This is a genomic window from Bacillus shivajii, assembly GCF_020519665.1.
GTDB lineage: Bacteria > Bacillota > Bacilli > Bacillales > Salisediminibacteriaceae > Bacillus_CA > Bacillus_CA shivajii.
On sequence record NZ_CP084703.1, the window covers coordinates 1,180,439 to 1,206,042 of the forward strand.

Consider the following 25,604-nt stretch of genomic DNA (forward strand, 5'->3'; position numbering starts at 1 on the left):
TCGCTAGGAGACAGCCTTTTAAAGTGGAAATACGAAGTCTTATTTATTTTTAAAAATACTAACCATTTCTTCACTGTTTTCTGACCATCTTTGGATGTCTGGCAACTTTAAGTCATTTACCATCGATTCGAATTTTAAAACAAGGTCGCCATCAAATTGTGTCCACGAACAACGCTTTAGTTCTGCAAATGCCTCTTCATAAGTCAATGTACGACGATTATAGTTTCTACGATCAATGGTCATCGTGTCAAAGGCATCACAAATACTAATGATGCGCCCTTGTAAAGAAATATCTTCACCTTTTAACCCTCTCGGATACCCATTTCCATTCCAATGTTCATGATGATCTCGTACAAAAATAGCAGCACGTGGGAGGTCGAGAGTTTTTCTTAAGATATTGTTTCCGATCGTACTATGAGCTTGAATAATTTGATATTCTAACTCATCTAACCTAGATGGCTTTAACAAGATTTCTTTAGCAACACCAATTTTTCCGATATCATGAAGAAGTCCTGCAACTTTCATATCTTCATCAGCATAGCCAACGACGGACGCTAACCGGTAAGAAAAGTGCATCACTCGTAGAGAATGGTATTTAAAAATATGAAGGACTTCATTATCTTGTGATATACGGTTAAATAATTCTTCAGCCCTTTGAAACATGACTTCTGTCGATTTTGATTTAAGCATCGTAACACCCTTATGTAAAAAAATAATTATGATTTTCCTAAAATAAAAATATCGTGGGCTTTTTTATTGTTTAGGGAAATAACTTATTTGTTCATTTTAGTGTAATTGTCTATTGAATGGAAGTGATGTCCCTTATGTTCCTTTCTTTTATACTTCCCCAAATAGATCATCTTTTTAACATCTTATACATGTTTTACTATTATTCGAATCCTAAGTAGCTTATACCAAGTATGTTCGTGCCAGGCATTTTAGTACCAGGTAGGTTTATAACTGATGTTTTATTAAGATTGTAAATTTTCTTGAAAGAAGTACAAAACATGGCTACTTCGTTTTATAATGGAGTACATCTTGTTTAAAGAGGGAGTGAATATGAACGTTATGAACAATCAAAATAAGTTAAAGACATTATTAGAAATTTTTCTTATATCGACAAGGCTTGGTCTTACTTCTTTTGGAGGCCCCGTTGCACATCTCGGCTATTTTCATGAAGAATACATACGTAGAAGAAAGTGGATGAATGAAAGGGATTATGCTGATTTAGTTGCTCTTTGTCAGTTTTTACCTGGACCTGCTTCCAGTCAAGTTGGGATTGGAATAGGGATGATTCGTGGAGGGCTGCTCGGAGGCATTATCTCTTTTCTCGGATTTACGTTGCCATCTGTTCTCGTCTTGATTCTTTTTGCGATGAGTGTACAAGCGTTTGATTTAAGTGATGCTGGTTTCATTCAAGGATTAAAAATTGTTGCAGTTGCTGTCGTTGCACATGCGATTTTAGGTATGGGGAAAAAGTTAGCCCCAGATCGTGAAAGAGCAACAATTGCGATCGTCTCACTCGTTGCGATTCTTCTTTGGCAAACTGCCTGGACGCAAGTTGCTGTAATCATTTTAGCTGGACTTATCGGTTATCTATTATATAAAGATCATAAGGAAGAAGAGAGTGGGGATTTTTCTTTTCCTCTAAGTAAAAAAATAGGAGCAATAAGTCTTGGATTATTTTTTGGTCTCCTTTTTCTATTACCGATTTTACGAGAGCTGTATCCAAATTTATTGGTTGCGATGTTTGATAGTTTTTATCGTGCTGGTTCCTTAGTGTTTGGAGGCGGACATGTTGTACTACCGATGCTTGAAAGAGAAGTCGTACCAGTTGGATGGGTAAGTGAAGATGCCTTTTTAGCAGGTTACGGTGCTGCCCAAGCCGTACCAGGTCCGTTATTTACCTTTGCATCTTATTTAGGGGCAGTCATTAGTGGCTGGACAGGTGCACTCGTTGCGACAGTGGCGATTTTCCTCCCTGCATTTTTACTCATTATCGGAACGCTGCCTTTTTGGAATCAACTTCGTCAAAACAAACATGTTCGTGGCGCATTATTCGGTGTCAATGCAGCGGTTGTCGGCATATTAATTGCGGCTTTTTACCATCCTATTTTTACAAGTGCGATTTTTGAGCCAATGGACTTTGCTTTCGCAGCTGTATTATTTGCGATGCTTGTTTATTGGAAGTTACCAGCATGGATGATCGTGATTATCGGTGTTCTCATCGGTATTATTCTATATTAAATATTTGCGGTTGATATCAAATGATGGCTCGCTTGCACCTCCAGGCACAAGTGCGGCATCCGTTTATGCTTCACTTCGTTCGCACTCACGGTATCTTCTTTGCCTCGGGCAACGTCTCAGCCTCCTCGTTCGCAAATATTTGCTCACTTGCGTGGTCTTCACTCGTTGCTTTTCCCGTAGGCGTCTCGCCTATTTGATATCAACTTTCGTGTAATGGTTGCGACAGCTTCAATACGCATCATCAAACATTCACTTGTTTGTAGGGGATGTAACAGAAAAACCTATGTTAAAGGAGAGGTAAGATGAATTACCGTCGTTTAGGAAGAACTGGATTAAAAGTAAGTGAAATCAGCTTAGGAAGCTGGCTTACATATGGAGATAGTGTTGAAAAGCAAAAAGCAGTGACGACAATAGAGACTGCGTATGATTTAGGAATTAATTTTTTCGACACTGCCAATGTATATGCGCGTGGTGAAGCAGAAAAAGTCGTCGGTGAGGCATTGAGAAATTATGACCGTGAATCTTATGTGCTTTCAACGAAAGTATTTAATCCAATGGGTGAGGGTCCAAATGATCGCGGGTTATCAAGAAAACACGTTTTCGAACAACTTCATGCAAGTTTAAAACGACTAGGTGAAGATTATGTTGATATTTACTACTGTCACCGTTATGACCCGAATACACCAGTCGAAGAAACGTTGAAAACGATTGATGATCTTATTCGTCAAGGGAAGATTTTATATGCAGGTGTTAGTGAATGGTCAGCTGCGCAAATTGAAGAAGCTGTACGTATCGCAGATAAACGTCTCCTTGACCGTATTGTTGTTAATCAGCCGGTTTATAACATGTTAAACCGATATATTGAAAAAGAAGTCATCCCAGTAAGTGAAAAGTACGGAATTGGTCAAGTTGTTTTCTCACCGTTAGCACAAGGGGTGCTGACTGGTAAGTATAAAAAAGGAGTAATGCCTCCTAAAGGCAGTCGTGCAACGAAAGAAGATCAGCAAAAATTTATTGAGCGTTTTATGAAAGAAGAAATGCTTGATAAAGTCGAAAAATTAGAAGTGATTGCAAATGAACAAGGTGTAAAGCTATCTCAACTAGCTCTTGCTTGGATTTTGAGACAAAAAAACGTAGCAAGTGCGATCATAGGAGCAAGTAGGCCAGAACAAGTGAAAGAAAATGTTGAAGCGATTCATATCAAATTGTCAGAAGATACGTTAAATCAACTTGAGGATATATTAAGTAAATAAAAAAATATAGAATACGAGCACAGTGGTAGTCCCAATTGGATTCACTGTGTTTTTTTGGCCATCATTTTGTTTTCGTTAAATGAAATGTTTTATCAAAATTTTTCTTTTTGTGATGTAGAAAGTTTGGATATTTATGGTAAGGTTTTAATAGATAATCGTGGAGATTGTGAAAAAGTGTAGTTTATTAATAGCGAGAATTCTTGATTAAGGAAGTCATGAAGCAGGTTTGTACAAAATTGAAAGATGGAGGATTAAGGAATGGATAGACTAAAACAAAGGGTTTTACAAGCATTGAGTCTAACAGACGACTTTTATCATCACATGAATGATCGTTGTTTAAGATTAAGAATATCAGAGGTACCCTCAAATACAATTGGAGAACAAGCATATTGTATTATCGGGGCAAGAGAAAGTTATTTAAAGGCTTTAAAAATAAGTCAATGGGATGGATTTGAATGTAGTCTATTAGAGAGTAATAATAAAACGTTAATAATTAGTAAACTGGAAGAAACTCATACCAACTTAGAGAGGTTTTTACAAGATATTAGCATAGATGAAACGAACAGTCATTTACTATTTGATTTGTTAGAACATGAAGTACAGCATCATGGTCAGTTAATTCGCTATGCCTATGCTAATAAAATTGAGTTTCCTGCAAGCTGGAATACTCGTTATACTGTTTAGTTTTCTAGTTCAACTAAGGAGTACTTTAGTGCAACATCCAGTAGGTCTTGTTATGGTGCTGACGGGGAGGGGAGTTTTGTTGGAAAAAGTAAGAATTCATCCATTAATCATTTTAACTCTAATAATGAGTTCCATTTCAATGGGAATATATGCGTATCAAAATTATACTAATCAAGAAATGGGGTATGGTATATTATTTACACTTTTATTTATTTTTCTAATTGGGCTGGTGATCTTTGGACTTATGAGAAATAGGAAAATTGATAATAAAAAAATTAAGTAGTATAAGTAGACAATAAGAGGATGACTCAAATTCAAAGTGCCAAGTACCTCCATAGCAAGATATATGATCTATTTCTTGCAAAGGATGGAGAGAGTTAGGCACTTATGAGTCATCCTCTTTCGTTATTCTACTTCTTCAAAATCGTCTGGATAGTTAATGGTGTTGAAAACTTCTCCCGATTCTTCTTCCTCGACATGTATGATAACTTCATAATCGTCCGGATCTACCCCTTGAAACAATTGGTAAAACATGCCGTTTATTCCAAGACCAAAGGCTGCGAACCCATCAAAACTGTTTTCATAAGTTTCCTGGTCAACAACAACTATAGTAAATTCGGAAAGGTCGTCATTCGCTCTTATATCAACAATTGACACGTAATCGTCGCTAGCCTTTATTTCCTCTATCGTTTCGTGAGTACCTTCTTTTAATTCCTGTAGTAATTCATTATGTTTTTCCCTAGACATTGTATAAGTCACAGACCCATCATCGTTAACTACGACATCACCAATGCCTTCCTCTTCGGCTTCTGCAATCATTTCTTCTGGATCGACATCCTCAACTAACGAAGCAGGAAGCGTAATTTCGACATCAAACATATTTTCCTCAACAGCGATCGAGTCTTCGTCCGCTTCATCTACTGTCTCGTCATCTTCAACAGTTGTTTCGTCTTCTGTCTCTGCAGGTTCTTCGATACCATTTTCATCACCGTTACATGCTGCTCCAAATAAAGTCATCATTGTAATAAGCACTAAAAGAAATGCTTTTTTTCTCATACCTCTGTTCTCTCCTTTCTAATACATTACACAACACATTTCATATTATAATCATTACAATTACATTCCATGTACATCAGTGCATCTTCTTGGAAAATCAGTACATAATCGTATGTAATAAGCACACCCACTCAAAAAAACTAAAAATGGTATGATATGTTAAAATTAAAATTATTCACTTTATTCTATAAACGTAATTGCATCGGTAATGCTTCTATCCATGTAGTTAAGGATATGACCTATCATTTAGGAAGGGGAGGATTTTTATGTGGATTCTAATCGTTATTGCCATTATTGGGATAGGAACAATTATTAGTTATCTAAGAGAGCAATCGCATCAAAACAAAAAAATTATTGAACTACTTGAGGAGATAAATAAAAAATGAAATGTTAAACTAAGCTCTCTTATTTGTCTTTTGCGTTTACCATTAATCCAATAAGTATTTTATTGGTGAACCTACACGTTATTGTCGGGGGATCTTAACTTTTTCCTCCCCCTCTATTTTAGTTTAGTAAAGATTTTTCCAGTACTTAACTCACACCAATCATCTAATTCGTCATATACTTCCTTATTCCCGTATTTTTTTATAAAGGCTTCCTTATTTTCGAATACTTCGATTAAATCATTTTCTAATAAAGTTACCGTTTGATAAGTATTTAATTGGAAAACCTTAGAGACGACGATAATTTCACCCAAATCTACAATGTTAGCGTAATTTTTCATTATTTCCTCTCCTTTGAAGCTAGGGCTTTACATAATCCTTATAGAAAGATTCAGTTCTGCCCTCAACGACAGATGATTATTATTTAATTAATTCATTGGAGATTCTTAATACTACATTCAAAGCTTTCATCGTCACAGCCACTATGTATTTGAGTTGTTAGAATCTATGATGGCTTCCACTTGACCTAATCTTTTTATAGTGTGCTCGTAAAGTCTCGATAATATTGTGGTTATAATACAAAAAACATAGGGATACGTTGTCAAAATAAGAGGTGAAAAAAAGGAAAAATTATAAATCGTTCTCTTTTGAATACGGCAAACGATATGTACCACCTCTGACACAGTATTTACCACCAATTGACAAAAAGTGTACTAAAGAATGACAGACTGTTTACCACTACACTAATTAACAATTGTCTTACGTAGTAGACTTATACGAGGCTTATGCAAGTGTCAAAACGTTTTATTTCGATTATAGCAGTGAAATGAATACCATTTGGCAATGAATTATTTTACTATGTGAATCAATTTCATAATTCCGTTTTTTGCGCAGTGAAACGAATGATATTATAAATATTTCATTACATATACGTTTTATTTCGAAGTGAACGTAACAAAAGACGGCGACTCCCGGAGGATCAGCGCAGTCTGAAGATCCACTTAGGCAAAGAGTTACCGCCTAAGTTAGCTGAAGTCAAGCCCTCGGGAAAGCGTCCGTCTGAAGTGAAGTTCACGCCCATCATTCGGAATTTCACATCTTATTTTGAGTTGTGAAATTGATTCAAGTACTTATTGTTTTTACTGATATATGCGAAGTTAGCAGTACATAATAAAGTAATAAGGTTTATTTCAGTAAAATAAGGTATATTATATTTGTTGAATAAATTCTCTTTAAAGACAAGAAAAGAAGGTGAACAAAGTGGGGAAATATCAATTGGATACAAAAGCTCAGGTAGCTGTGACAAAGTTTCATGAAAAACAGAGGCCTGCCAAATTTGATAAAAAGCAGCAACTTGAAAAAATACGTGCGGAGTATTTGAAAAAGAAGCAAAAACAAACAGATAAATAATTTGAATGAAAACATAGGAAGATTAAAATCTCCCTATGTTTTTCTTATTAAATGTTGGAAGTGGCAAGGTCAATGAAATAATTTATAAGAACGGGTGCTTATGTTGAACAAGACATTCATTTATAACAGGACATTTTGGTGCATAGTACAACCATACTATTCACTAAAAATAATAATCCACAATTGTCGCGATAGAGTAAACCGAAAGCCTAATCCCTTCGTATATGAGGATTAGGCTTTTTCACTTCAAAACCGTTGACGTTCTTCTATTGGTAAACATAGTGACAGCGAGTGGTAAATTTCGTGGCAACTGCTGGTAAAAAACATGGCACAGCTGGTACATTCTTGTGGCTGTAATCATCTTTCGGTCTGCAAAATGGTATTAAAATGAAGAGGGTGAGAGTTGAAGAAGCTCTCACAGCTGGAGACGATTCTTCAATATCAAGGTGTGAGGGTATGACTTGGATATATATGTAGGAGAAATCGAAACATGGAGTTTCATACGAAGAAGCTTCAGCCGCTCCGTTTTTTCACTCGAAACTATGCTTATATGTATAATAATATTCATTGTTAAATTATGGGGATTTTCAGGTAGCAGCAAATATAAAACTCATTAACGAAGAGCATTACTTCATATAGTGATGTTTTTTTCCTTCTTATCCCAAACGGAAGGGGGTCGGTGTTAAAATTGAAATAGAAATAATAAAGACTCGTTAAATAACTTAAAAGGACGTCTGATTGCGAAAAAATCAATTATTGCTTTTACTTTATTAATTTTAATAGGTATTACTATTTAAGGGAGGGGGTACAATGGATCCACTTTTTTTATCTTTATCGATCCTTAGCTTTATCATACCAATACTTAATTATTTACTTGATAAATGGCTAGTGACGGGAGATTTTCACAAAGTATCAGAGACAAGTGGAGACAAAGTAGAACGCTGGGGAAAAGGTATTATTTTTCTTATGGCAGCTGTCCTAGTTATCTTCGTGATTGATTTAAAAAATTATGAAGAACTAAGAATGTTCCTGATCATATTTATTATGTTAGGTTTTAGTTTTCAATCATTCATAGAATGGAAGTATTTAAACGGGACAAAGCACGTTGCTTCGTTTATTTTAATGGTCGTTAGTTTAGTCGCAGTTCTTATTACCTTTCATGTCAATTATGACATGGCACTGACAACATTTAAAGAAGCTACTTCAGATATTCAAAATATGAATGAGGAAATCAATGAAATAACAATTGAACATCGTGAATATGATGAATCTAATCTTTTAAAGAAAGAAGTGACGATAGCAGATAAGAAATTGATAAAAAAATTCTTAAGTGAATCTTCAGAAATGGAATTAAGGAAAAATGGTCATGTACTCTCACCTGTACAATATACAATATATTTCTTTGCAGAATCTGATAATAATAGAGCAAGCTTTAATATGAGAACTGATGGCTTCTCGTTATTCATAGAACATGGAAAAAGGTATGAAGTAATTGGCGAAAATAAACTTAAACGATTTATAGAAAGAGAGATTAAAGGTTGGGAAACAGTTCACGATGGAAACATTCAAGAATACTGATGAGGAAAATTGTTAGAAATGCTGAATTTTTGTAAGGCTATCATGATAAAAAATTTATAATACCTCCTTTGGCAAATCTTCATTTCGCGTCTATTCAATAAATGGACCTAATAGCGGAACAAGCCGTTACTTTAACATGTGGTTGTCTTTCAAGAGCCTAAAAAGAAAACGAAAAGCGGGGGATTAAATTGGGTTCAAGAATAATGCACTTAGTTATTGCAAATAGAATTGCAGATGAATTATCGATAAAGGATAAAACATCATTCCTTTTAGGGGGCATTGCAGCGGATGCGGCTTCACCTAAAGACTTATCACATTTTTACAAAGGTAATGTGAAAGACTATTCTCGATATATTGACTACGAGGAATTCATACATAAATATAGATTTAATAAAGATTCCCACTTTATACAAGGATACTATACTCACTTAATTGCAGATGACATTTGGCTGAAAGGCTTTTATTTACCTTGGTTAAAAAACAGAATGGAAGTAGATGAAAACATATTCAACCGATACCATAATGATTTTCGATTACTTAACGGAAAATTGCTAGATTACTATGGATGCACACAACAATTAAATGAAGCATTAAATAAAAACGGGACAATCATTGAGACAGAAGAGGTAAAATCTAACGATATAAAGAAATTCGTCCCTTATGTAATAGTTGATATGGATTATTGTAGGGATGATCTTGAACAGCCACTAACAGTGTTCACACTTGAACAGATTATTGGTTATATAGAGACTTCAGTAGAAAAGGGGTTAAACTGTATAAAAATTTTAAATAAATAAGGTATTTTTGTCTATTGAACTTCCATGTTTTACGATAGTTAAAGAGATAGCTGAAAAAGTGAGGGAGAAAAAACACGCGAGCAGCAGAATGCCAGCGTGTTCATTTTTTTAGCTTTTTTTTCGAAGTCGCGCTTGTAGGTGAACATATAATAATCACTTATTTTAATTAAACAGGTTGAGGTTCTGGTTCTAAATAAATCCTTTTTTGTGCTTCATTTACTAACTTAAAGAAGTGTGCCGAAGTTTTATATTGAAACTGCTGTGCGTAAAATTCTGCTAGAGTTTCTGCATATTTAGCCACATAAAACCATATTTGTTTATCTTGAAAATGAGGAATCACTTTATTTTTTAATAAATCTTCCAAATGATTATGACTATTATTTGAAAGCTTAGTTTGGAAAACTTTGAAGTGAAACGTAAACTCCGTATTATTCAGTTCTTCTGCAGAAGCCAGTCCTTTTTCTATCCACTTCTTGGCTGTCTTAATGTCATTAAGCTCATAATAAGAACGTGCAATTCTGTAGTAAGTTATAATGTTTTTTTCTCCTTGCTTTTCCAAATTAGTATCTAAACTTTTTTCATAGTAACTAATCGATTCTTTTAACTCTCCTTGTTTAAAAGACAAATAACCAAAGTTGCAATACGTCCAGCTCATTCCTTCCTCTTGATGTAATAAGCGGGATACGTGAAATGCATTATAAAGGTGCTTCTCAGCCTCTGTAAAATGATTTACTCGGATCGCGTTAATGGCGGAGATATTTTGACACTCAATACTTCGAACATAATTGCAATTGTCATTAAATAACATCAGTGCATGATTCGCATATTTCGTTGAGTAATATGTACGATAGAGTTCCATGTTTACAACCGCTAACTGATAATATAATTCAGGAGCTTCAATTCGTAATTCTTCTCCAGATTCTTCCGCTTTTATATAGTGCTTTAAAGACTTTAAGTACTCGCCTTTTTTGAAGTGATACAACCCTAAGATATAGAAGTAATAAAATGCTAAATCAGTCTTTAGCTTCCCTTTAAATTTTTTTAATTCGTTAACGAGATGCGTGGCTTTACATAATTTTTGATTTAAAAGGGTGTATTTTAACGTGAACAATTTATACTTCAGTAACGTATTCGGATCTTCGATTAGTTCCACTTGTTTGCATAACACACTGTATAGTCTGGCGGATTCTTCGATATTACGATTGCAAAGGTGGTTATACCAGGAGTCTAACTGTTTATTCATTGAGTTTACTGCTTCTTGAGGGTCGACAATTCTGAGAGAAATATTTAGCCTTTTGCATAGATGCTCTAAGATGTGAGGGCCAGGTGTTTCATGACCATTTTCAATTTTACTTAAATGAGAAATGGAGCAAATACCATGAGCAAGCTGCTCTTGCGTTTGTCCATTAAGCTTTCGAAAATAGTAAATTCTTTCTCCAATCATTGAGCGGAACCTCCATTTTAAAAGATTTCATGGCTATATAACACGTTAGGTGAATTGTACAATTAACATCATACTCATGGACAAGAGTGAGAATCAATAAGATAACCAAATATTGTGAAAAAATAAATAATTTTACCTAGTATTACAAAATAATCGTTTATATTTTTCCCAATAACAAGAAATAGAAGTTGCTGATACAATGAGTTATGACGAATTGCTTAAAGCTTTTGTACATCATTCAAGAGGTGGATGGTCATTGTACATCATCAAAATGTTGGATGGATTCCTAAACGAACTTTTTATCGGTGATGTACGAAAGCTTTTCTAGCAAAAATGAAAGAGGTGTTCAGTTTTCTAGAAAACTAGTGTAGTAGCGTGGGAAAAGGTGAAAAATAACTTCAAGTTTCTGAAAATTACAAAAAACGGAGGCGTCGTTATACAATGAAAAAATTACTGAGTCTATCTATTATGATATTGATGTTGGTATCCTTATTTGCAGGAACAACATTTGCACAAGAAGGACCAATTGAAACAATCGACCATGACTATATTGAAGGGCAGTTGGTCATATCAGTAAGCAGTGAATCAATAGCAGATCTAAGACGTTCTATAAATAGCCCAAACCATATATTGAATGATGATGCAATAAAAGAGAAGGGGTTTGAGGTAGTAGATTCCTTACTTGGAGATGGAAATAAAGGGTTAAGTCAAGAGTTTAGAAGAAATGCTGAAGAGAGTATGGGATTCGTGTTTTTAATAGAGTATGCGACTAATGCTTATGAATCTACAGATCAAGCAAAAAATGTACTAGATGATGCATTAACAGACCTTGATTTAGATGTGAGATATGTGACAGAAAATATGAAAATGCATGTGTTGGAAGAAGCAGTTGTTAGTGGCGATGTATCAGTGAGTATGCACGACAATCAAGAGTGGCATTATGAAATGATTAACGCACCTCAAGCCTGGGACATTACTACAGGAAGTAATAATGTTCGCATGGCTGTATTAGATACTGGTATTGACTCTAGTCATCCGAACCTGAGTAACCTTGTTGATACTAGTTTAGGGAGAAGTTTTGTTGGTGGAGATGCAGAGGATCGACAAGGACATGGGACGCATGTTGCAGGAACAATTGCAAGTTATGGTTCCGTATCTGGTGTTATGCAAGAAGCATCCCTTGTTTCAGTAAAGGTATTAGATGACAATGGAAGTGGTACGCTATATGGCATTCAAGAAGGAATTTTATATGCTGCTGATATTAACTCAGATGTTATGAATATGTCATTAGGTGGCGGCGGTTATAATCAAGGGATGGATGATGCGGTTCAAACTGCAGTAAACGCAGGTACAATCGTTGTAGCAGCTTCTGGAAATGATTCTAGTTCAAATATCTCCTACCCTGCAGCATATAGTGGGTCAATTGCCGTAGGGTCTGTAACATCAAGTGGTACTAGATCAAGCTTTTCCAATTATGGGGATGGTTTAGAATTAATGGCGCCAGGATCCGATATTTATAGTACTTATCCAAATGGACAGTATGCGACATTGTCAGGTACATCGATGGCATCTCCACATGTTGCGGGCGTTGCTGGTTTAATGAGAGCTGTAAACCCTGACATCACTGTATCCGAGGCAAGAAGCATTTTACAAGATACGGCTCAAAATGCAGGTAGTTTCTATGAGTACGGACATGGGATTGTTGATGCATATGCAGCTGTTCAACTAGCTGGTGGTGATGGTGGTACACAACCTGATGATCATGTAACACATACTACCGTTTCAACTGATAAGGAAGTGTATGACCGCGGTGATGATGTGACAATGACTGCTACCGTTGTAGATGGAAACAACAGTGCGTTACAAGGGGCAACAGTTACTTTTACAATTACACGTCCAAACGGTTCAACAGTAGAAAATACCGTATCCACGAATTCATCAGGAATAGCATCATGGACAATTGGTTCCAATGACGATACTGCTTTAGGGGATTATAATATCTTCGCTGAAACGACATTAACAGGCTACGAACCAAGCTCTGATTCTACTGTGATCACGTTCGGAGAAGCGCAGAGTAATGAAACAGTAACAACGGTCTCCACGAATTATAGCTGGTATTATAGAGGAGAAAACGTAACAGTATCTACTGAAGTAACAGATTCTGATGGGCAGGCACTAGCTAATGCAACTGTTGATTTGACGATTACACGCCCAAATGGGTCTACTATTAGTAATACAGTAACAACGGATTCAAACGGTTTTGCAACTTGGACGTTATCTACCTCTTCGAATACAGCTGTAGGGGAGTATCATGTTCTTGCGGAAACAACACTCACTAACTATGAAAGTAGTTCTGACACAACGAGCTTTCATATTTATTAATGAAATTACTTAATGGAATTTAAGGGAAAAAAAAGTCTAATATTACGTAAAACCCGGCAGCAAAAATAGCTGCCGGGTTTTTTCATAGGTTCAATTTGTAATGTTGCTCTCTTAAAACACTAATTCATCAACGAAGATCTTCATCATGAATGGCAATGCGCCATCCGCAAATTCAACGGTCATTTGTGTTTTAATAGAATAGATTCCTTCCTCATGTTCGATAAGAGCATAATACTTTTGAAGATCTCCTTTTATAAGAAGCCCTTGACGATCTGCGTACTCAAATTCCGGTGAATATAATTCGTGCTGTTCATACCCTTCAGCTTGACTCTGCTCGAGTAATTCATCTTCCCATTTATCTAATGAGTGATCAGAGATCTGGGAGACTTGAATGTACGTCTCTTCTGAAAAGATTTCACCCGAACCAGCAAAGTCAGGATAGAACGTTTCAACTGCACCGTCTTCTGTTAATTCTTCTACATAAATCATCTTCTCTTCAATATACGTTGAAAAACGAAGGTTTTCACTGACATGTAAGTTGAACGTATATTGATCTTCTTGTCCCTCAGGATAAACAGACCTAACAACAGTTTTTTCACGATGCTGAACGTCTGAGGCATGCTCATCAGTTTTATTTGAAGCGTCTTCTGTACCTTCTTCATTTGCTGTAGGTTCTTTTTCATCATCACTGGTCTGATCTGGTGTATCCGTATTTTCGTTTTGCTCATCCTCTAGCAAGTCTCCAGTTCGACTGCCAGAGTCATTGCCAGGATCTTGGCTAATTTCTTCTGTTGTAAATAATGATCCAGTTAATACTGCTCCGATAAATAGTGCTGCGATTGAAGCAGCAACAGCTGGCCAAGATCGAAATCTCTTTTTCTTTTGTTTTTCCTCTTTGACAGCTTGGAAAATCTCATTAGACGATGTATTACTTGGTGATTCATTGTATTTCTTTTTTAATTCATCCATCCCTTTATTAAAACGCTCGTGACTCATGGAAATGTCCTCCTTCCTCTAACTGTTTGCGCAGTCGCTCTTTCCCACGTTTTAGTCTTGTTTTTATCGTTGATTCTCTCATGCTCATAATCGCGGCAATTTCTTGAATCGATGCCTCGTGAAAATAAAACAGTACGATCGGAATTCGATATTTTTCATCCATTAGTTGGAGAGTATCGTGTAAGATTTGTGCGTCTTCCGATAAATCTAAGTTCTCCTCATAAAATTGTGGCGGATGATTTTGGATTGTTTTTTTTAGTTTTTGTTTCTCTCGTTTATTTTTTTTGAAAAAATCTTTCGAAACATTTAAGGTGACACTATAAAGCCACGTTGAAAATTTCCCACGAGAGTATTTATCTAAAAACCGGTAGACTTTTATAAAAACTTCTTGGGTGACATCTTGTAAATCTTCTTCTCGAACACCTATTTGTCTAGCAAATCGTTCAACTGTTGCATAGTATGCATCAATCAAACCTCGAAAAGCTTCGTCATCGCCTTTGAGAGCATCACGGATCCACATTTTTTCAGTTGTTTCGTTCATGCTTTCCGGCCTCCTTTCACTTATTAAACAGACAAAAGCATGAAAAGGTTTCATCATTGATGAAAATGTTCCCTTAAATCATATACGATTTTGTCAATATAGGAGGGGCTTTCATTGTTTTGCCACGTAATGTTCATATTACATGCGCGAGAAAAAAAAGGTGGAAAAATTTTACGGAAGTAGTTGACTGAATATTGTTAATAGTGTTATGATCGTTTTTAGAATTTCCAAAATTTATATGTGAGGAGGGATCAGCATGATTTTCATGAAACAACAACCACGGAAGCACAACTTTACAATTCAAAAATCATGCTGTGACATGTAGCCTCCTTATTTATTTGTGTAATGGTAGACGTATGTCATGCGTGATACGTATGGTGTACGTCTTTTTATATTGGTTTTGTCGTTTTGTCGTTATTTTTTATGACCGAGCGATTCAATGTTTAAAGACACATGAGCACCATGCTCGTGTGTTTTTTTGTTTTTTTGAAAAGACTGTATTCGTAAACATGTGTTTTTACTTGTGTTCGCTAACGGCGGACGCTTACACCTAAAGGTACAAGTGCGACATCCGTTCATTCATCACTTCGTTCGCATTCACGGTGTCTTCTTTGCACCTCGGGGCACAAGTGCGACATCCGCTCTTGCTTCACTTCGTTCGCATTCACGGTGTCTTCTTTGCCGCGGGCACGGCTTCAGCTCACCTTGGAAGTTCCTGTCTCTTCCTCTACAAGCAATGCTTTGAAGTGCATCCGTCGAGACAACTCGAAGCTTACTCGTGAAGCTGATGCTCGTCGCTGGTGTCGTCGCCTATCGCTCACACATTCAAATTTTATCAATTCATAAAAACAACACTCTTTTCCTGTGTCGAGTAATCGCTGGAAAAACCTTTTAGAAAAGGGCCTTTAAAAATCAATCGAAGCTACATGATTAAGAATAGCAAATAACATCCTTTTGATTACTTGTTGTTTTCGGCAGCTGCCGTTGACATAGAAAAAACTTAATGGAGGGATTTTGATGACAATTCAAGTGTTTATTCGTAACAGGCGTAAGACAGAGGAGGAAACGACAGGCGGCGGATAGTAAAGAAGAAAAACTGAATAGGGAAGTGATCTTTATATGTTTTCTGTTTTAGGGAAATTATCTTGGTTTTTTAAACGACATTGGAAACGATACACCATCGCGATAAGTATTTTATTCGTTGTAAGTTTTTTAGAAGTAATGCCTCCTAGGTTGTTAGGGATGGTCATCGATGAAGTGCATCAAGGGCAATTTACGAGGGAACGACTGACCTTTTACGTCACAGTGTTAGGCGTTCTCATGATCGTCATTTACTTCATGACATATGTTTGGATGCGCCAATTATTTGGCGGAGCGTTTATTATGGAGCGGACGTTACGTTCGCGCTATATGAAGCATTTAACGAAAATGACGCCAACGTTTTATGAGAAAAATAAAACCGGAGACTTGATGGCAAAAGCGACAAATGATGTGAAAGCAATCTCTTTAACGACAGGCTTTGGCGTGCTAACGCTAATAGATTCGACGATTTTTCTCATTATCATTTTGTTTATGATGACGTTTTTAGTGAGCTGGAAGTTGACACTTGCGGCATTTTTACCACTACCAATTATGGCGTGGCTAATGAGTCGATACGGAAAAATCATTCACGAACGCTTTATGAAAGCACAATCGGCATTTGGAGACTTGAATGATCAAGTGCTAGAGTCGATTTCAGGAGTGCGCGTTGTGCGAGCTTTTGTAAAAGAAAAAGATGATCAACATCGTTTTTCAAAACAAACAGACGATGTGTTACAAAAAAACATTGCTGTAGCAAAAATCGATGCCTTATTTGAACCGACAATTAAGATCCTTGTTGGATTAAGCTATATGATCGGACTCGGTTACGGTGCGTTTCTCGTTTTTCGTAACGAAATCACATTAGGGCAGCTCGTCTCATTTAACATTTATTTAGGAATGCTTATATGGCCGATGTTTGCTTTCGGGGAATTGATGAACATTATGCAACGTGGGAACGCCTCGATGGATCGATTGAACAAGACATTTTCCTATGAACCTGACGTGAAAAATACGAGTGTAGTAAAAACAATTGAAAAACCTGAGGACATTTATTTTTCAAAGTTAAACTTTACGTATCCGTCTTCAGAGTCACAAGCCTTAACAAATGTTCATGTCAACGTACCGAAAGGCGCAACAGTTGGCGTAGTTGGGAAAACTGGAGCGGGAAAAACAACTTTGTTTAAACAAATTTTACGCGAATACCCGATTACGAACATGAACATGTTTATTTCAGGAGTACCAATTGAACAAATCGACTTATCTCAACTAAAGAGTTGGATCGGCTATGTACCACAAGATCAATTTTTATTTTCAAAAACAATTCGCGAAAATGTTTTATTTGGTAAACCAACTGCAACTGAAAATGAGCTGAAGAAAGTGATGGATCAAGCGTCCATTACTGCAGAGATTGAAACGTTTTCTAATGGAATTGAAACACTCGTCGGTGAAAAAGGTGTTTCGTTATCAGGAGGTCAAAAGCAGCGTATTTCGATTGCGCGAGCACTTATTAAAGACCCAGATATTTTATTGTTAGACGATGCCCTATCTGCAGTTGATGCAAAAACTGAAGAAGCGATCGTTTCAAACATTCGTAAAGAACGTCACGGGAAAACAACGTTTATCGCAGCTCACAGATTATCAGCCGTTCGCCATGCCGACATCATTCTCGTCTTAGAAAACGGTTTAATTACTGAACAAGGTACTCATGACGAGCTAATGAAAGCGCAAGGTTGGTACGCTCTGCAATATACGAAACAACAAATGAATGAAGAACAGCCAGAGGAGGTGTATGCGAAATGAAAGATGTAGGGAAACGACTTTTTCGCTACGCCCTTCAATTTAAAAAGAAAATCATTTTTGCCCTTTGTTTACTCGCGATCGCTGCAGCCGCAGAACTAACGGGACCATTTATCGCAAAAACGATGATCGATAACCATATTCTCGGTGTCGAACAGCCGTGGGTGGAAATGGAACAAGGGGAAACCGTCTATAACGGTCGGGAGTTCATTCGAACCGACCGTTATGAAGGGAATTTAGATGGGAAAAATCAAGTCCAACTACTGCAAATTGGCTTAACGTATTATTTTGTTGAAGAGCCGATTGCAATGGATGGCAGTCGGTCCTATGAAAGTGGATTACTGACAATCGAACATGGCGATGAAACAGTAACATACAATGCAGTGCCGTTATCTAGATCAGAAGTATACGCATTTTTCCAACCCGAAATCCCATACTTATTAATGCTCATGGGTGGATACTTTATACTCATCGTCATCTCTGCATTTTTCCATTATCATCAAAGCTTTATGCTACAAACATCAGCAAATCAAATCATTAAAAAAATGCGTGAAGATGTCTTTGCAAAAGTTCACGAATTACCGATTCAATATTTTGATCGACTTCCAACAGGGAAAATTGTTTCGAGGATCACAAACGACACAGAAGCAATTCGTGAACTGTATGTAAAAGTGTTAGCGACATTTTTTACAAGTATGATCTATATGGTTGGGATTTTCATTGCGCTATTCCTGTTAGATTCGACGCTTGCAATGTACACACTTTTAATTATTCCAATTATCATTATTTGGATGATTCTTTACCGTAAATTTGCTGCAAAGTATAATCGCGTCATTCGCGAACGTTTAAGTGATATTAACGGAAAGATTAATGAGAGTATCTCTGGAATGCCAGTGATTCAAGCGTTTGGTCGAGAAAAAGAAGTTCGTAATGAATTTGAAGGAGTAAACGCGGAGCATTTTACGTTTAATAATAAATTGTTGGCGTTAAATTCGATGACGTCATTTAATCTATTAAACTTGTTACGAAACGTTGTTTTCGTTGGTTTGATTTGGTATTTTGGTGGTGGGGCATTAGGTGTCGGGACCGTTGTCACACTAGGTGTTTTATATGCGTTTGTCGACTATATTAACCGACTGTTTGAGCCGATAAATGGGATCGTCAATCAACTCGCTCAATTAGAAGAGTCTCGAATTGCTGGAGAGCGTGTCTTTAAACTCATTGATGAGCCTGGGGTGGCAGTAACTGGTGGGCAAGTTCCTCGTTTTAAAGGAAACATCGAATTTGACAACGTATCTTTTGCTTATGAAAACGATGAGTACGTCTTAAACAACATCTGTTTTCAAGCAAAACAAGGAGAAACCGTCGCCTTCGTCGGTCATACTGGTTCAGGAAAAAGTTCGATCATGAACATTTTATTCCGTTTTTATGATCACCAAAAAGGAAAGATATCGATCGATGGTCAGGATATTTATTCGATGACAAAACAAGCACTCCGTGAGCATATGGCGATTGTATTGCAAGATCCATTCCTATTCACTGGTACCATTGCGACAAACGTAAGTATGAATGATCCAAAAATCAGTCGTGATCAAGTGATCGATGCTCTTGAAAAGGTAGGTGCAGGTGACTTCATTCGGTCACTTCCAAATGGCATCGATGAAGAAGTGAAAGAAAAAGGAAGCACCCTTTCAGCCGGGCAACGCCAGCTTATTTCGTTTGCTCGCGCGCTCGTATTTGACCCGCCAATTCTAATTTTGGATGAAGCAACCGCAAATATTGATACAGAAACAGAAGAGCTCATTCAAAAAGCGCTCGACGTTGTAAAGGAAGGGCGTACAACATTGGTCATCGCACACCGACTGTCAACGATTCGCAATGCTAATCAAATTATTGTCCTTGAAAAAGGTAGAATCGTTGAACAAGGCAATCACGAAAGTTTAATGGTGGAAACGGCCAGGTATTATCACATGTACCAGCTTCAGTCTGGCTCAAGTAAATCAGTAAGCTAATTTGAATAACCCCCGGAGCTATGGTAGTTCCGGGGTTATGTTGGTTGGTGCCTGGCACCGAAATACCAGGTACAAAACCACCAGGTACAAAACAAATACCTTGACAATCAAATCACTCCGCTAACCCAACGCGACGTCTAAAGAACTCAGATCGATCCCAGTTCTCGTACGTAAACAATGCAGTATCACCGACTGTGATACGAAAACCATCCTCCGGTAAAACGTCAAGTTCATAACGGATGTTTCCAGTTGCTTCACCATCAGGTAAATAGGTCGGACAAAAGACTGTCCAATTTATAGGTGACCGTTTTAACGCTTCAAATGCATGCAAATGATCTTCGGCTGCTGTTGTACTTTTACGTTTTGATTCGTTAGATTGAAAACGATACAAGTGTGGTTCTGAGCGTGCTTGTAAAATGCCAGCTGTTCCGATTGTGATCAATCGCTCTATACCTAAACGTTCCATTTCATTAATAATCATTGGGATGGAGCGAGACAATACGTCATTTTTATCAGTAGAGAGGGTACTAAAAACAACGTCTTGCCTGGTTAATGCTTTAGTTAAAGAATCTCCTTCAAGTACATTTCCGGTATGGATGCGAAGGTTGTCTTGCTCTGGAATATGTAATTTGACACGATTACGTACAAGAGCTGTCACAATATGACCGTCTTGTAAAGCTAACTTGGCGAGTTCCGTACCGACGCGGCCGGATGCACCTAAAATAAGAATATTCATCTATACCCCTCTTTTCGTAGAGTTGCTAAGATATCATTGGTAGAAATATATACACAAAATCTTCACAATTAAAGATAGAAGTTTTGCTAAAATGGAAACGAACGTACATTATGAGTTTATAGGAGCTATGTTTATGTTTCAATATGTAGACCAAATTAGTGCATTTTTAAGAGAGCCGTTTATGAATGCGGCACAAAGTGCAGAAACAATCCCAATTTTGTTTGCGTTTTTATTAGGGATTGTCGGAGCATTAGCACCTTGTCAGTTTTCTGGAAATATAAGCGCAATCACGTTGTACGGTACAAAGTCCGTAAACCGTGGCATATCGTGGACAGATACAATATATTTTGTTGTTGGAAAGATTGTAGCATTTTCAGGTTTAGGACTAATCGTTTACCTTTTAGGGCAGGAGTTTCAACAGCAGCTTCCGTTGTTTTTCGAGCCGATGAGAAAACTACTTGGTCCCATTTTAATCGTAATCGGACTTTATATGTTAGGGCTATTTAAAATGCGTTGGACGTTAAATTTATGGAAAACGAAAGATAAGAAGGAGCGCAAAGGAAAATGGGGCGCTTTTATGCTTGGTTTTAGTTTTTCACTTGGATTTTGCCCAACGATGTTTATTTTGTTTTTCGTTTTATTAATGCCGATGACATTAACAACTTCTTACGGTTTCGTTATGCCAAGTTTGTTTGCAATTGGGACATCGATCCCATTTTTAGCAGTTATTTTTATCATCTGGTATTTAGGGTTGAGCGGCAAGGTGATGAAAAAAGGACGAAAAATTGGTTTGATCGTTCAGCGAACAGCGGGGGTAATCATGATTTTAATAGGGATTTTAGATATATTAACATTTTGGTAAATGAATAGTTTGCTATAAACCAAAAGGGTGTCGGTGACGGTTGTGTCACGACACCTTTTTCGGTTTGTATACGCGCTTTATATGGAGTTACTTGCAACGTGAAATAATATGTGCATGATTCTCTTCAATTACTATGATTCATTGAGACAAATGGGTGATGTTTAACTTTTGGCGTCGTCTTCGACTAAATATCCGTGTTCTCTTAATGCTTTGATCCCATCTTCTAAATCTTGTTCAGATTTTGCCTCTAACGTATGTAAGTGTAACCCGTTAGTTAACTCGGATAGGTAGGAAGCGCCAGTCTGTTTAATATTATCAATAAATTGCTGTACTTCTTTTCGATTACTCACCATCACGGATGCAGTAATATCACCATATATAGGGTGTTCAATTTTTACATCTTTCACTATTACACCTTGATCGACAAGGAGGAATAGCTCGTCTTTCGTCTCTTCTGGTGCGTGTGAGCAGACGACAAGTCTTTGATAAGGCATCGTTGATTCATCTTCATCAGCGAGAACGTACCCTCTATTTGTAGCCATAATTGGGATGTTTTTTGCTTTTAATAACGAGATGTCTTGTACAATCACTTGTCGACTTACATTTAATTCTTCACCGAGTGCACTGCCAGGTTGTGGGTATGTGCGTTCTTTTAATAGTGATAGCACCTTTTTACGTCGTTCTTCACCGAGCCATTTTTTCTTATCAGACATGGTTTATTCCCTCCTTTTGTTCCCAACATGTTCGAATGATTTTTGCTGTTTTTATGATATCACCTTTTGTATTGTGAATCCCAAGAGATATGCGGAAAAAACGGCGTGCTTCTTGATCTGTTTTCTTTAATGCTTGCATTGTTTCAGATGGTGTTTGTTTTCCAACTTGGCAAGCGCTGCCCGTTGAAATACATATATTATAACGATCTAATGTTAGCATGATGTATTGACCTTCAAGTCCGTAAATATTTAAACCGATAATGTATGGACTTTGCTCTTTTGTGTGACCTTCGATTTGAATAAGTTCTCCGAGTGGCGATAATTCTTCTAAAAGCAAACTTCTAAGATTTTTTATATACGCTTCATTTTCTGACATACGTTCATTCATGTCAATCGATGCTGCCACAAATGCAGCAATCCCAGGTGTATTTACAGTACCAGGTCGAAAGCCATTTTCGTGAGTCGTTAAAGGGTCAACAGAATTCCACTTAACTTCTTCTCGTAAAAAAACAGCACCGACTCCTTTCGGACCATAAATTTTATGACTAGAAATAGATAGGGCATCAAGGTGTAGTTTATTCACATCAATTGGTACTTTTCCAAACGACTGAACACAGTCACTATGAAATAAAATGTCGTGCTCATTTAACAGTTGACCAATTTTTTCGAGCGGTTGGATTGTTCCGATTTCTGAATTTATATGCTGAATCGATGCAAGAATGGTGTCGGGACGTATCGCACCTTTTAATTCCTCTAATGAAATTTGACCATATTGATCAACATTCAAGTAAGTGACTTCAACCCCTTGTTCTTCTAATATTTGGAAATAGGAATGAACCGAAGGGTGTTCAACACGTGTCGTTATGACATGATTCCCTTTATGTTTATTCGTATAGTAAAGTGTTTTTAACAAACGTTGGTTTGATTCCGTTCCGCCACTAGTAAAGAAAATCTCTGATGGTTTTGCGTGCAAGAGGTTTGCAAGTGATTCGCGACATCGTTTTACGAGCATACTTGATTTTTCCCCAGCTTCATGGAGACTGCTCGTATTTGCAAAGAAATCTTCATTTGCTTTTATGTAGGTATCCATTGCTTTTTTTGACATTGGGGTTGTTGCCGCGTGATCTAAATATATCATTTTTTCTTCCTCCGCTCATAAATGTCTTGTCATTAGTTTAATTTTATGTAAATATAGGTGTCAAGACACATGTAAAGGGAAGATGTAAAATGGGTCACGACAGTGTCATAATTATTGGTACGGGAATGGCGGCGCTTGTCACGGCATTGAAACTTTGTAACGAAAAGAATGTGAAATTGTTCTCAAAGAATGGGATTGGTGATGGTAATTCTTGGAGAGCCCAAGGTGGGATTGCAGTTGCAATTGATCATACCGACTATCCCTCAAACCATTATGAAGATACGTTAAAAGCTGGGGGCTACCACCACAATCTTGAAGCTACGATGTTAATGGTAGAGAAAGGACCAGCACTTCTTAGAAATTGGATGGAAATGGGGATGGAATTTGATCGTGATCACCGTGGTCACCTTTCTTTAGGAATGGAAGGTGCTCACAACTCACGAAGAATTCTGCATGCTGGTGGAGATCAGACTGGGATGAGGTGTATGAACTTTCTACAGCGGTTACTTCCAAAGAATGTCGAAGTCATAAAAGAACAAGTCATTGACCTTCAAGTTACAGATGGTGTGTGTGATGGAGTCGTCACGAAAAAAGCTGATGGAAATACAAACACATACTTTGCTGAAGCAATCGTTATAGCGACAGGTGGATGTGGAGGGATTTTTCAACATACATCCAATGATCCAAATTTGATTGGTTCAGGGCTGACGATGGCTTACCGTGCCGGAGCAACGCTATCTGATTTAGAGTTTTTACAATTTCACCCTACAGTGATTCATAAAAATGGAAAGGTTATTGGATTAGCCTCCGAAGCACTCCGTGGGGAAGGTGCGCGACTTGTTGACGAAGCGGGAAACATTACGATGGAAAACCTCCACCCTTATGGTGACCTCGCCCCAAGAGATGTTGTAGCACGTGCCATTCATGAAAATGAACGTTTACAAAAAAAGAACTATTTAGATATTACTCGAATTCCGAAATTTAAAGAACGTTTCCCACATATTTCAAAGATGTGTGAGGAAGCCGGAATTGACCTGAAAAAAGGTAGAATTCCTGTTACGACAGGGGCACACTTTCATATGGGAGGTGTTGTGACTGATATATACGGTCGGACGTCCATTGAAAGACTTTATGCTGTCGGAGAAGTCGCTCGCACAGGTGTACATGGAACCAACCGACTAGCAAGTAACTCTTTACTTGAGACAGTTGTATTTGGAACACAAGTGGCTGAAGATATTTTACGGCGATCTTCGGAGGTGGCGTGTAAGACAAAAGAGACTCATCAAACTATGAAACTTGGAAAAGAACCAGATTTACCAGCGAAGGAAGACATTAGACAGTACGTTTCTAACGCTTTAGGAGTCACAAGAACGAGTGCGACGTTACAAGGTTTTTTAACATGGTTAGAAAATACAGGTTTACAACAATGGAAAGATGCTTCATGGCTAAATTGGAAAATTGAAACAATCGAAAGAGCAACAATGATTACGACAGCTTGGTTAATAGCACGGTCTGCCATGGAGCGGACCGAAAGCCGTGGTGCTCACTTTCGAGTAGATTTTCCACAGAGGCAAAAAAAGTGGAGAAATGCCCAGCTTATTCATGAAGGAGAATCGTTGCGGGCAAAACGGACGAAGGGATGGAAAACAAATGATCAACAAATGGTTACTTCATGATCAGTTGAAAAGTTTTTTTAAAGAAGACATCGGTTTTGGTGACCGAACTTCAGCATGTATTTTTGACGATGAAGTAGGAGAGGTTCAATTTCTTGCAAAACAACCTGGTGTTTTTTGTGGTAAAGCAATATTAACTGAAGGGTACGCACTCATTAATTCGGAAATTTCGGTGAACGTTGAAAAAAGAGATGGCGAGGAATTCGTCGAAGGAGATGTATTAGCTGTTGTGCAAGGTCCGATCAGTGACTTATTAACTTCTGAACGCGTTCTCTTAAACTTAGTACAACGAATGAGTGGGGTCGCAACGTTAACTAGAAAAGCTAGTGAACAATTAATTGAATCAAAGACAAAAGTTTGTGATACGCGAAAAACGACACCTGGATTAAGGATGCTAGAAAAGCATGCTGTTGAATGTGGAGGTGGCTTTAACCATCGCCTTCGTCTTGATGATGGCATTTTAATAAAAGATAATCATATTGCTCGGTGTGGCTCGATAACAAATGCGGTAGAAAAAGCACGTGAAAAAGCAGGACATATGGTGAAAATTGAGGTTGAAACAGAAAATGTTGAACAAGTAAAAGAGGCCGTCAGAGCAGGAGTCGATGTGATTATGTTTGACAATTGTTCACCTGAACAAACAAAAGAATGGATGGCTTACGTACCTGATCATATCATGACAGAAGTTTCTGGTGGGATTACGTTAAATGAAATAAAGAATTATGGCGAAAGTGGTGTCGATTTTCTATCGATGGGAGCACTAACTCATTCAGTAAAATCAATCGATATTAGCTTAGATGTTAGGGGTGGAGAGTAATGAGC

Annotated in this window: 22 protein-coding genes; 13 read left to right on the forward strand and 9 right to left on the reverse strand. The window is 37.4% G+C overall.

The annotated features are described in order from the left end of the window. Positions 1 to 39 precede the first annotated feature (39 nt). Complete coding sequence (locus LGQ02_RS05710; protein ID WP_226517244.1) at positions 40 to 690, reverse strand: HD-GYP domain-containing protein; 651 nt, start codon at positions 688 to 690, stop codon at positions 40 to 42. Between the two features lie 369 nt (positions 691 to 1,059). Between LGQ02_RS05710 and LGQ02_RS05715 the strand changes: the two genes are divergently transcribed. The 4 genes from LGQ02_RS05715 to LGQ02_RS05730 all read left to right on the forward strand — a co-directional run bounded on the left by LGQ02_RS05715 (position 1,060) and on the right by LGQ02_RS05730 (position 4,467). After that, positions 1,060 to 2,247, forward strand: coding sequence for a chromate transporter (locus LGQ02_RS05715; protein WP_226517245.1), 1,188 nt, complete (start codon positions 1,060 to 1,062; stop codon positions 2,245 to 2,247). Positions 2,248 to 2,549: 302 nt separating this feature from the next. Next, entirely contained in the window at positions 2,550 to 3,500 is a 951-nt protein-coding gene (locus LGQ02_RS05720) for an aldo/keto reductase family protein (RefSeq protein ID WP_226517246.1), read from the forward strand. Between the two features lie 291 nt (positions 3,501 to 3,791). Further along, positions 3,792 to 4,184, forward strand: coding sequence for a hypothetical protein (locus LGQ02_RS05725; RefSeq protein ID WP_226517247.1), 393 nt, complete (start codon positions 3,792 to 3,794; stop codon positions 4,182 to 4,184). A 28-nt stretch (positions 4,185 to 4,212) separates the two neighbouring features. Then, positions 4,213 to 4,467, forward strand: coding sequence for a hypothetical protein (locus LGQ02_RS05730; protein ID WP_226517248.1), 255 nt, complete (start codon positions 4,213 to 4,215; stop codon positions 4,465 to 4,467). 122 nt (positions 4,468 to 4,589) lie between these two features. Here the strand turns inward: LGQ02_RS05730 and LGQ02_RS05735 are convergent, their stop codons facing one another. Further along, positions 4,590 to 5,240 (reverse strand): hypothetical protein, encoded by a 651-nt coding sequence (locus LGQ02_RS05735; RefSeq protein ID WP_226517249.1) that lies wholly within the window; start codon positions 5,238 to 5,240, stop codon positions 4,590 to 4,592. A gap of 499 nt (positions 5,241 to 5,739) precedes the next feature. After that, positions 5,740 to 5,964 (reverse strand): hypothetical protein, encoded by a 225-nt coding sequence (locus LGQ02_RS05740; RefSeq protein WP_226517250.1) that lies wholly within the window; start codon positions 5,962 to 5,964, stop codon positions 5,740 to 5,742. Between the two features lie 919 nt (positions 5,965 to 6,883). On the opposite strand from LGQ02_RS05740, the gene LGQ02_RS05745 reads away from it, so the two are divergent. The 3 genes from LGQ02_RS05745 to LGQ02_RS05755 all read left to right on the forward strand — a co-directional run bounded on the left by LGQ02_RS05745 (position 6,884) and on the right by LGQ02_RS05755 (position 9,408). Further along, a complete protein-coding gene (locus LGQ02_RS05745) occupies positions 6,884 to 7,033 on the forward strand; it encodes a hypothetical protein (protein ID WP_226517251.1) in 150 nt (49 codons plus the stop codon). A gap of 810 nt (positions 7,034 to 7,843) precedes the next feature. Further along, a complete protein-coding gene (locus tag LGQ02_RS05750; RefSeq protein ID WP_226517252.1) occupies positions 7,844 to 8,611 on the forward strand; it encodes a DUF4181 domain-containing protein in 768 nt (255 codons plus the stop codon). Positions 8,612 to 8,799: 188 nt separating this feature from the next. Continuing rightward, the gene (locus LGQ02_RS05755) at positions 8,800 to 9,408 is read left to right on the forward strand and encodes a hydrolase (protein WP_226517253.1); all 609 of its coding nucleotides are present in this window, start codon (positions 8,800 to 8,802) and stop codon (positions 9,406 to 9,408) included. Positions 9,409 to 9,574: 166 nt separating this feature from the next. Here the strand turns inward: LGQ02_RS05755 and LGQ02_RS05760 are convergent, their stop codons facing one another. After that, on the reverse strand, positions 9,575 to 10,852 hold the full coding sequence (locus LGQ02_RS05760) for a helix-turn-helix transcriptional regulator (protein ID WP_226517254.1): 1,278 nt from the start codon (positions 10,850 to 10,852) through the stop codon (positions 9,575 to 9,577). 441 nt (positions 10,853 to 11,293) lie between these two features. Here LGQ02_RS05760 and LGQ02_RS05765 point away from each other — a divergent pair, with 441 nt between their 5' ends. Continuing rightward, complete coding sequence (locus tag LGQ02_RS05765) at positions 11,294 to 13,234, forward strand: S8 family peptidase (RefSeq protein WP_226517255.1); 1,941 nt, start codon at positions 11,294 to 11,296, stop codon at positions 13,232 to 13,234. 111 nt (positions 13,235 to 13,345) lie between these two features. Here LGQ02_RS05765 and LGQ02_RS05770 read toward each other — a convergent pair whose 3' ends face one another. Together LGQ02_RS05770 and LGQ02_RS05775 are read right to left on the reverse strand one after the other, a co-directional pair. Then, positions 13,346 to 14,230: a hypothetical protein gene (locus LGQ02_RS05770; protein WP_226517256.1), complete on the reverse strand. Its 885-nt coding sequence runs from the start codon at positions 14,228 to 14,230 to the stop codon at positions 13,346 to 13,348. Continuing rightward, positions 14,211 to 14,771: an RNA polymerase sigma factor gene (locus LGQ02_RS05775; RefSeq protein WP_226517257.1), complete on the reverse strand. Its 561-nt coding sequence runs from the start codon at positions 14,769 to 14,771 to the stop codon at positions 14,211 to 14,213. Before LGQ02_RS05775 ends, LGQ02_RS05770 begins: the two co-directional genes overlap by 20 nt. Positions 14,772 to 15,890: 1,119 nt before the next feature. Here LGQ02_RS05775 and LGQ02_RS05780 point away from each other — a divergent pair. Together LGQ02_RS05780 and LGQ02_RS05785 are read left to right on the forward strand one after the other, a co-directional pair. Then, positions 15,891 to 17,651, forward strand: a complete 1,761-nt coding sequence (locus tag LGQ02_RS05780) for an ABC transporter ATP-binding protein (protein WP_226517258.1) — start codon at positions 15,891 to 15,893, stop codon at positions 17,649 to 17,651. Continuing rightward, complete coding sequence (locus LGQ02_RS05785; protein WP_226517259.1) at positions 17,648 to 19,660, forward strand: ABC transporter ATP-binding protein; 2,013 nt, start codon at positions 17,648 to 17,650, stop codon at positions 19,658 to 19,660. Before LGQ02_RS05780 ends, LGQ02_RS05785 begins: the two co-directional genes overlap by 4 nt. A gap of 112 nt (positions 19,661 to 19,772) precedes the next feature. On the opposite strand, the gene LGQ02_RS05790 is transcribed toward LGQ02_RS05785, so the two are convergent. Continuing rightward, on the reverse strand, positions 19,773 to 20,396 hold the full coding sequence (locus tag LGQ02_RS05790) for an NAD(P)-dependent oxidoreductase (RefSeq protein ID WP_226517260.1): 624 nt from the start codon (positions 20,394 to 20,396) through the stop codon (positions 19,773 to 19,775). A gap of 133 nt (positions 20,397 to 20,529) precedes the next feature. On the opposite strand from LGQ02_RS05790, the gene LGQ02_RS05795 reads away from it, so the two are divergent. Then, the gene (locus LGQ02_RS05795; protein ID WP_226517261.1) at positions 20,530 to 21,258 is read left to right on the forward strand and encodes an urease accessory protein UreH domain-containing protein; all 729 of its coding nucleotides are present in this window, start codon (positions 20,530 to 20,532) and stop codon (positions 21,256 to 21,258) included. Between the two features lie 161 nt (positions 21,259 to 21,419). Here the strand turns inward: LGQ02_RS05795 and LGQ02_RS05800 are convergent, their stop codons facing one another. Together LGQ02_RS05800 and LGQ02_RS05805 are read right to left on the reverse strand one after the other, a co-directional pair. After that, positions 21,420 to 21,971, reverse strand: a complete 552-nt coding sequence (locus tag LGQ02_RS05800; RefSeq protein ID WP_226517262.1) for a transcription repressor NadR — start codon at positions 21,969 to 21,971, stop codon at positions 21,420 to 21,422. Continuing rightward, positions 21,964 to 23,109 (reverse strand): IscS subfamily cysteine desulfurase, encoded by a 1,146-nt coding sequence (locus LGQ02_RS05805; protein WP_226517263.1) that lies wholly within the window; start codon positions 23,107 to 23,109, stop codon positions 21,964 to 21,966. Before LGQ02_RS05805 ends, LGQ02_RS05800 begins: the two co-directional genes overlap by 8 nt. An 89-nt stretch (positions 23,110 to 23,198) precedes the next feature. On the opposite strand from LGQ02_RS05805, the gene nadB reads away from it, so the two are divergent. Then, positions 23,199 to 24,785, forward strand: a complete 1,587-nt coding sequence (gene nadB / locus LGQ02_RS05810) for an L-aspartate oxidase (RefSeq protein ID WP_226517264.1) — start codon at positions 23,199 to 23,201, stop codon at positions 24,783 to 24,785. Continuing rightward, positions 24,763 to 25,599: a carboxylating nicotinate-nucleotide diphosphorylase gene (gene nadC / locus LGQ02_RS05815; RefSeq protein ID WP_404802404.1), complete on the forward strand. Its 837-nt coding sequence runs from the start codon at positions 24,763 to 24,765 to the stop codon at positions 25,597 to 25,599. Before nadB ends, nadC begins: the two co-directional genes overlap by 23 nt. Positions 25,600 to 25,604: the final 5 nt, after the last annotated feature.

What these genes read in the sequence shown, in the direction of transcription:
- LGQ02_RS05785 (WP_226517259.1), top strand. Translation starts at nt 17,648, where the DNA reads ATGAAAGATGTAGGGAAACGACTTTTTCGCTACGCCCTTCAATTTAAA.
- LGQ02_RS05720 (WP_226517246.1), top strand. Translation starts at nt 2,550, where the DNA reads ATGAATTACCGTCGTTTAGGAAGAACTGGATTAAAAGTAAGTGAAATC.
- LGQ02_RS05740 (WP_226517250.1), bottom strand. Translation starts at nt 5,964, where the DNA reads ATGAAAAATTACGCTAACATTGTAGATTTGGGTGAAATTATCGTCGTC.
- LGQ02_RS05735 (WP_226517249.1), bottom strand. Translation starts at nt 5,240, where the DNA reads ATGAGAAAAAAAGCATTTCTTTTAGTGCTTATTACAATGATGACTTTA.
- LGQ02_RS05710 (WP_226517244.1), bottom strand. Translation starts at nt 690, where the DNA reads ATGCTTAAATCAAAATCGACAGAAGTCATGTTTCAAAGGGCTGAAGAA.
- LGQ02_RS05750 (WP_226517252.1), top strand. Translation starts at nt 7,844, where the DNA reads ATGGATCCACTTTTTTTATCTTTATCGATCCTTAGCTTTATCATACCA.
- LGQ02_RS05715 (WP_226517245.1), top strand. Translation starts at nt 1,060, where the DNA reads ATGAACGTTATGAACAATCAAAATAAGTTAAAGACATTATTAGAAATT.
- LGQ02_RS05775 (WP_226517257.1), bottom strand. Translation starts at nt 14,771, where the DNA reads ATGAACGAAACAACTGAAAAAATGTGGATCCGTGATGCTCTCAAAGGC.
- LGQ02_RS05805 (WP_226517263.1), bottom strand. Translation starts at nt 23,109, where the DNA reads ATGATATATTTAGATCACGCGGCAACAACCCCAATGTCAAAAAAAGCA.
- nadB (WP_226517264.1), top strand. Translation starts at nt 23,199, where the DNA reads ATGGGTCACGACAGTGTCATAATTATTGGTACGGGAATGGCGGCGCTT.
- LGQ02_RS05795 (WP_226517261.1), top strand. Translation starts at nt 20,530, where the DNA reads ATGTTTCAATATGTAGACCAAATTAGTGCATTTTTAAGAGAGCCGTTT.
- LGQ02_RS05770 (WP_226517256.1), bottom strand. Translation starts at nt 14,230, where the DNA reads ATGAGTCACGAGCGTTTTAATAAAGGGATGGATGAATTAAAAAAGAAA.
- LGQ02_RS05760 (WP_226517254.1), bottom strand. Translation starts at nt 10,852, where the DNA reads ATGATTGGAGAAAGAATTTACTATTTTCGAAAGCTTAATGGACAAACG.
- LGQ02_RS05800 (WP_226517262.1), bottom strand. Translation starts at nt 21,971, where the DNA reads ATGTCTGATAAGAAAAAATGGCTCGGTGAAGAACGACGTAAAAAGGTG.
- LGQ02_RS05790 (WP_226517260.1), bottom strand. Translation starts at nt 20,396, where the DNA reads ATGAATATTCTTATTTTAGGTGCATCCGGCCGCGTCGGTACGGAACTC.
- LGQ02_RS05765 (WP_226517255.1), top strand. Translation starts at nt 11,294, where the DNA reads ATGAAAAAATTACTGAGTCTATCTATTATGATATTGATGTTGGTATCC.
- LGQ02_RS05780 (WP_226517258.1), top strand. Translation starts at nt 15,891, where the DNA reads ATGTTTTCTGTTTTAGGGAAATTATCTTGGTTTTTTAAACGACATTGG.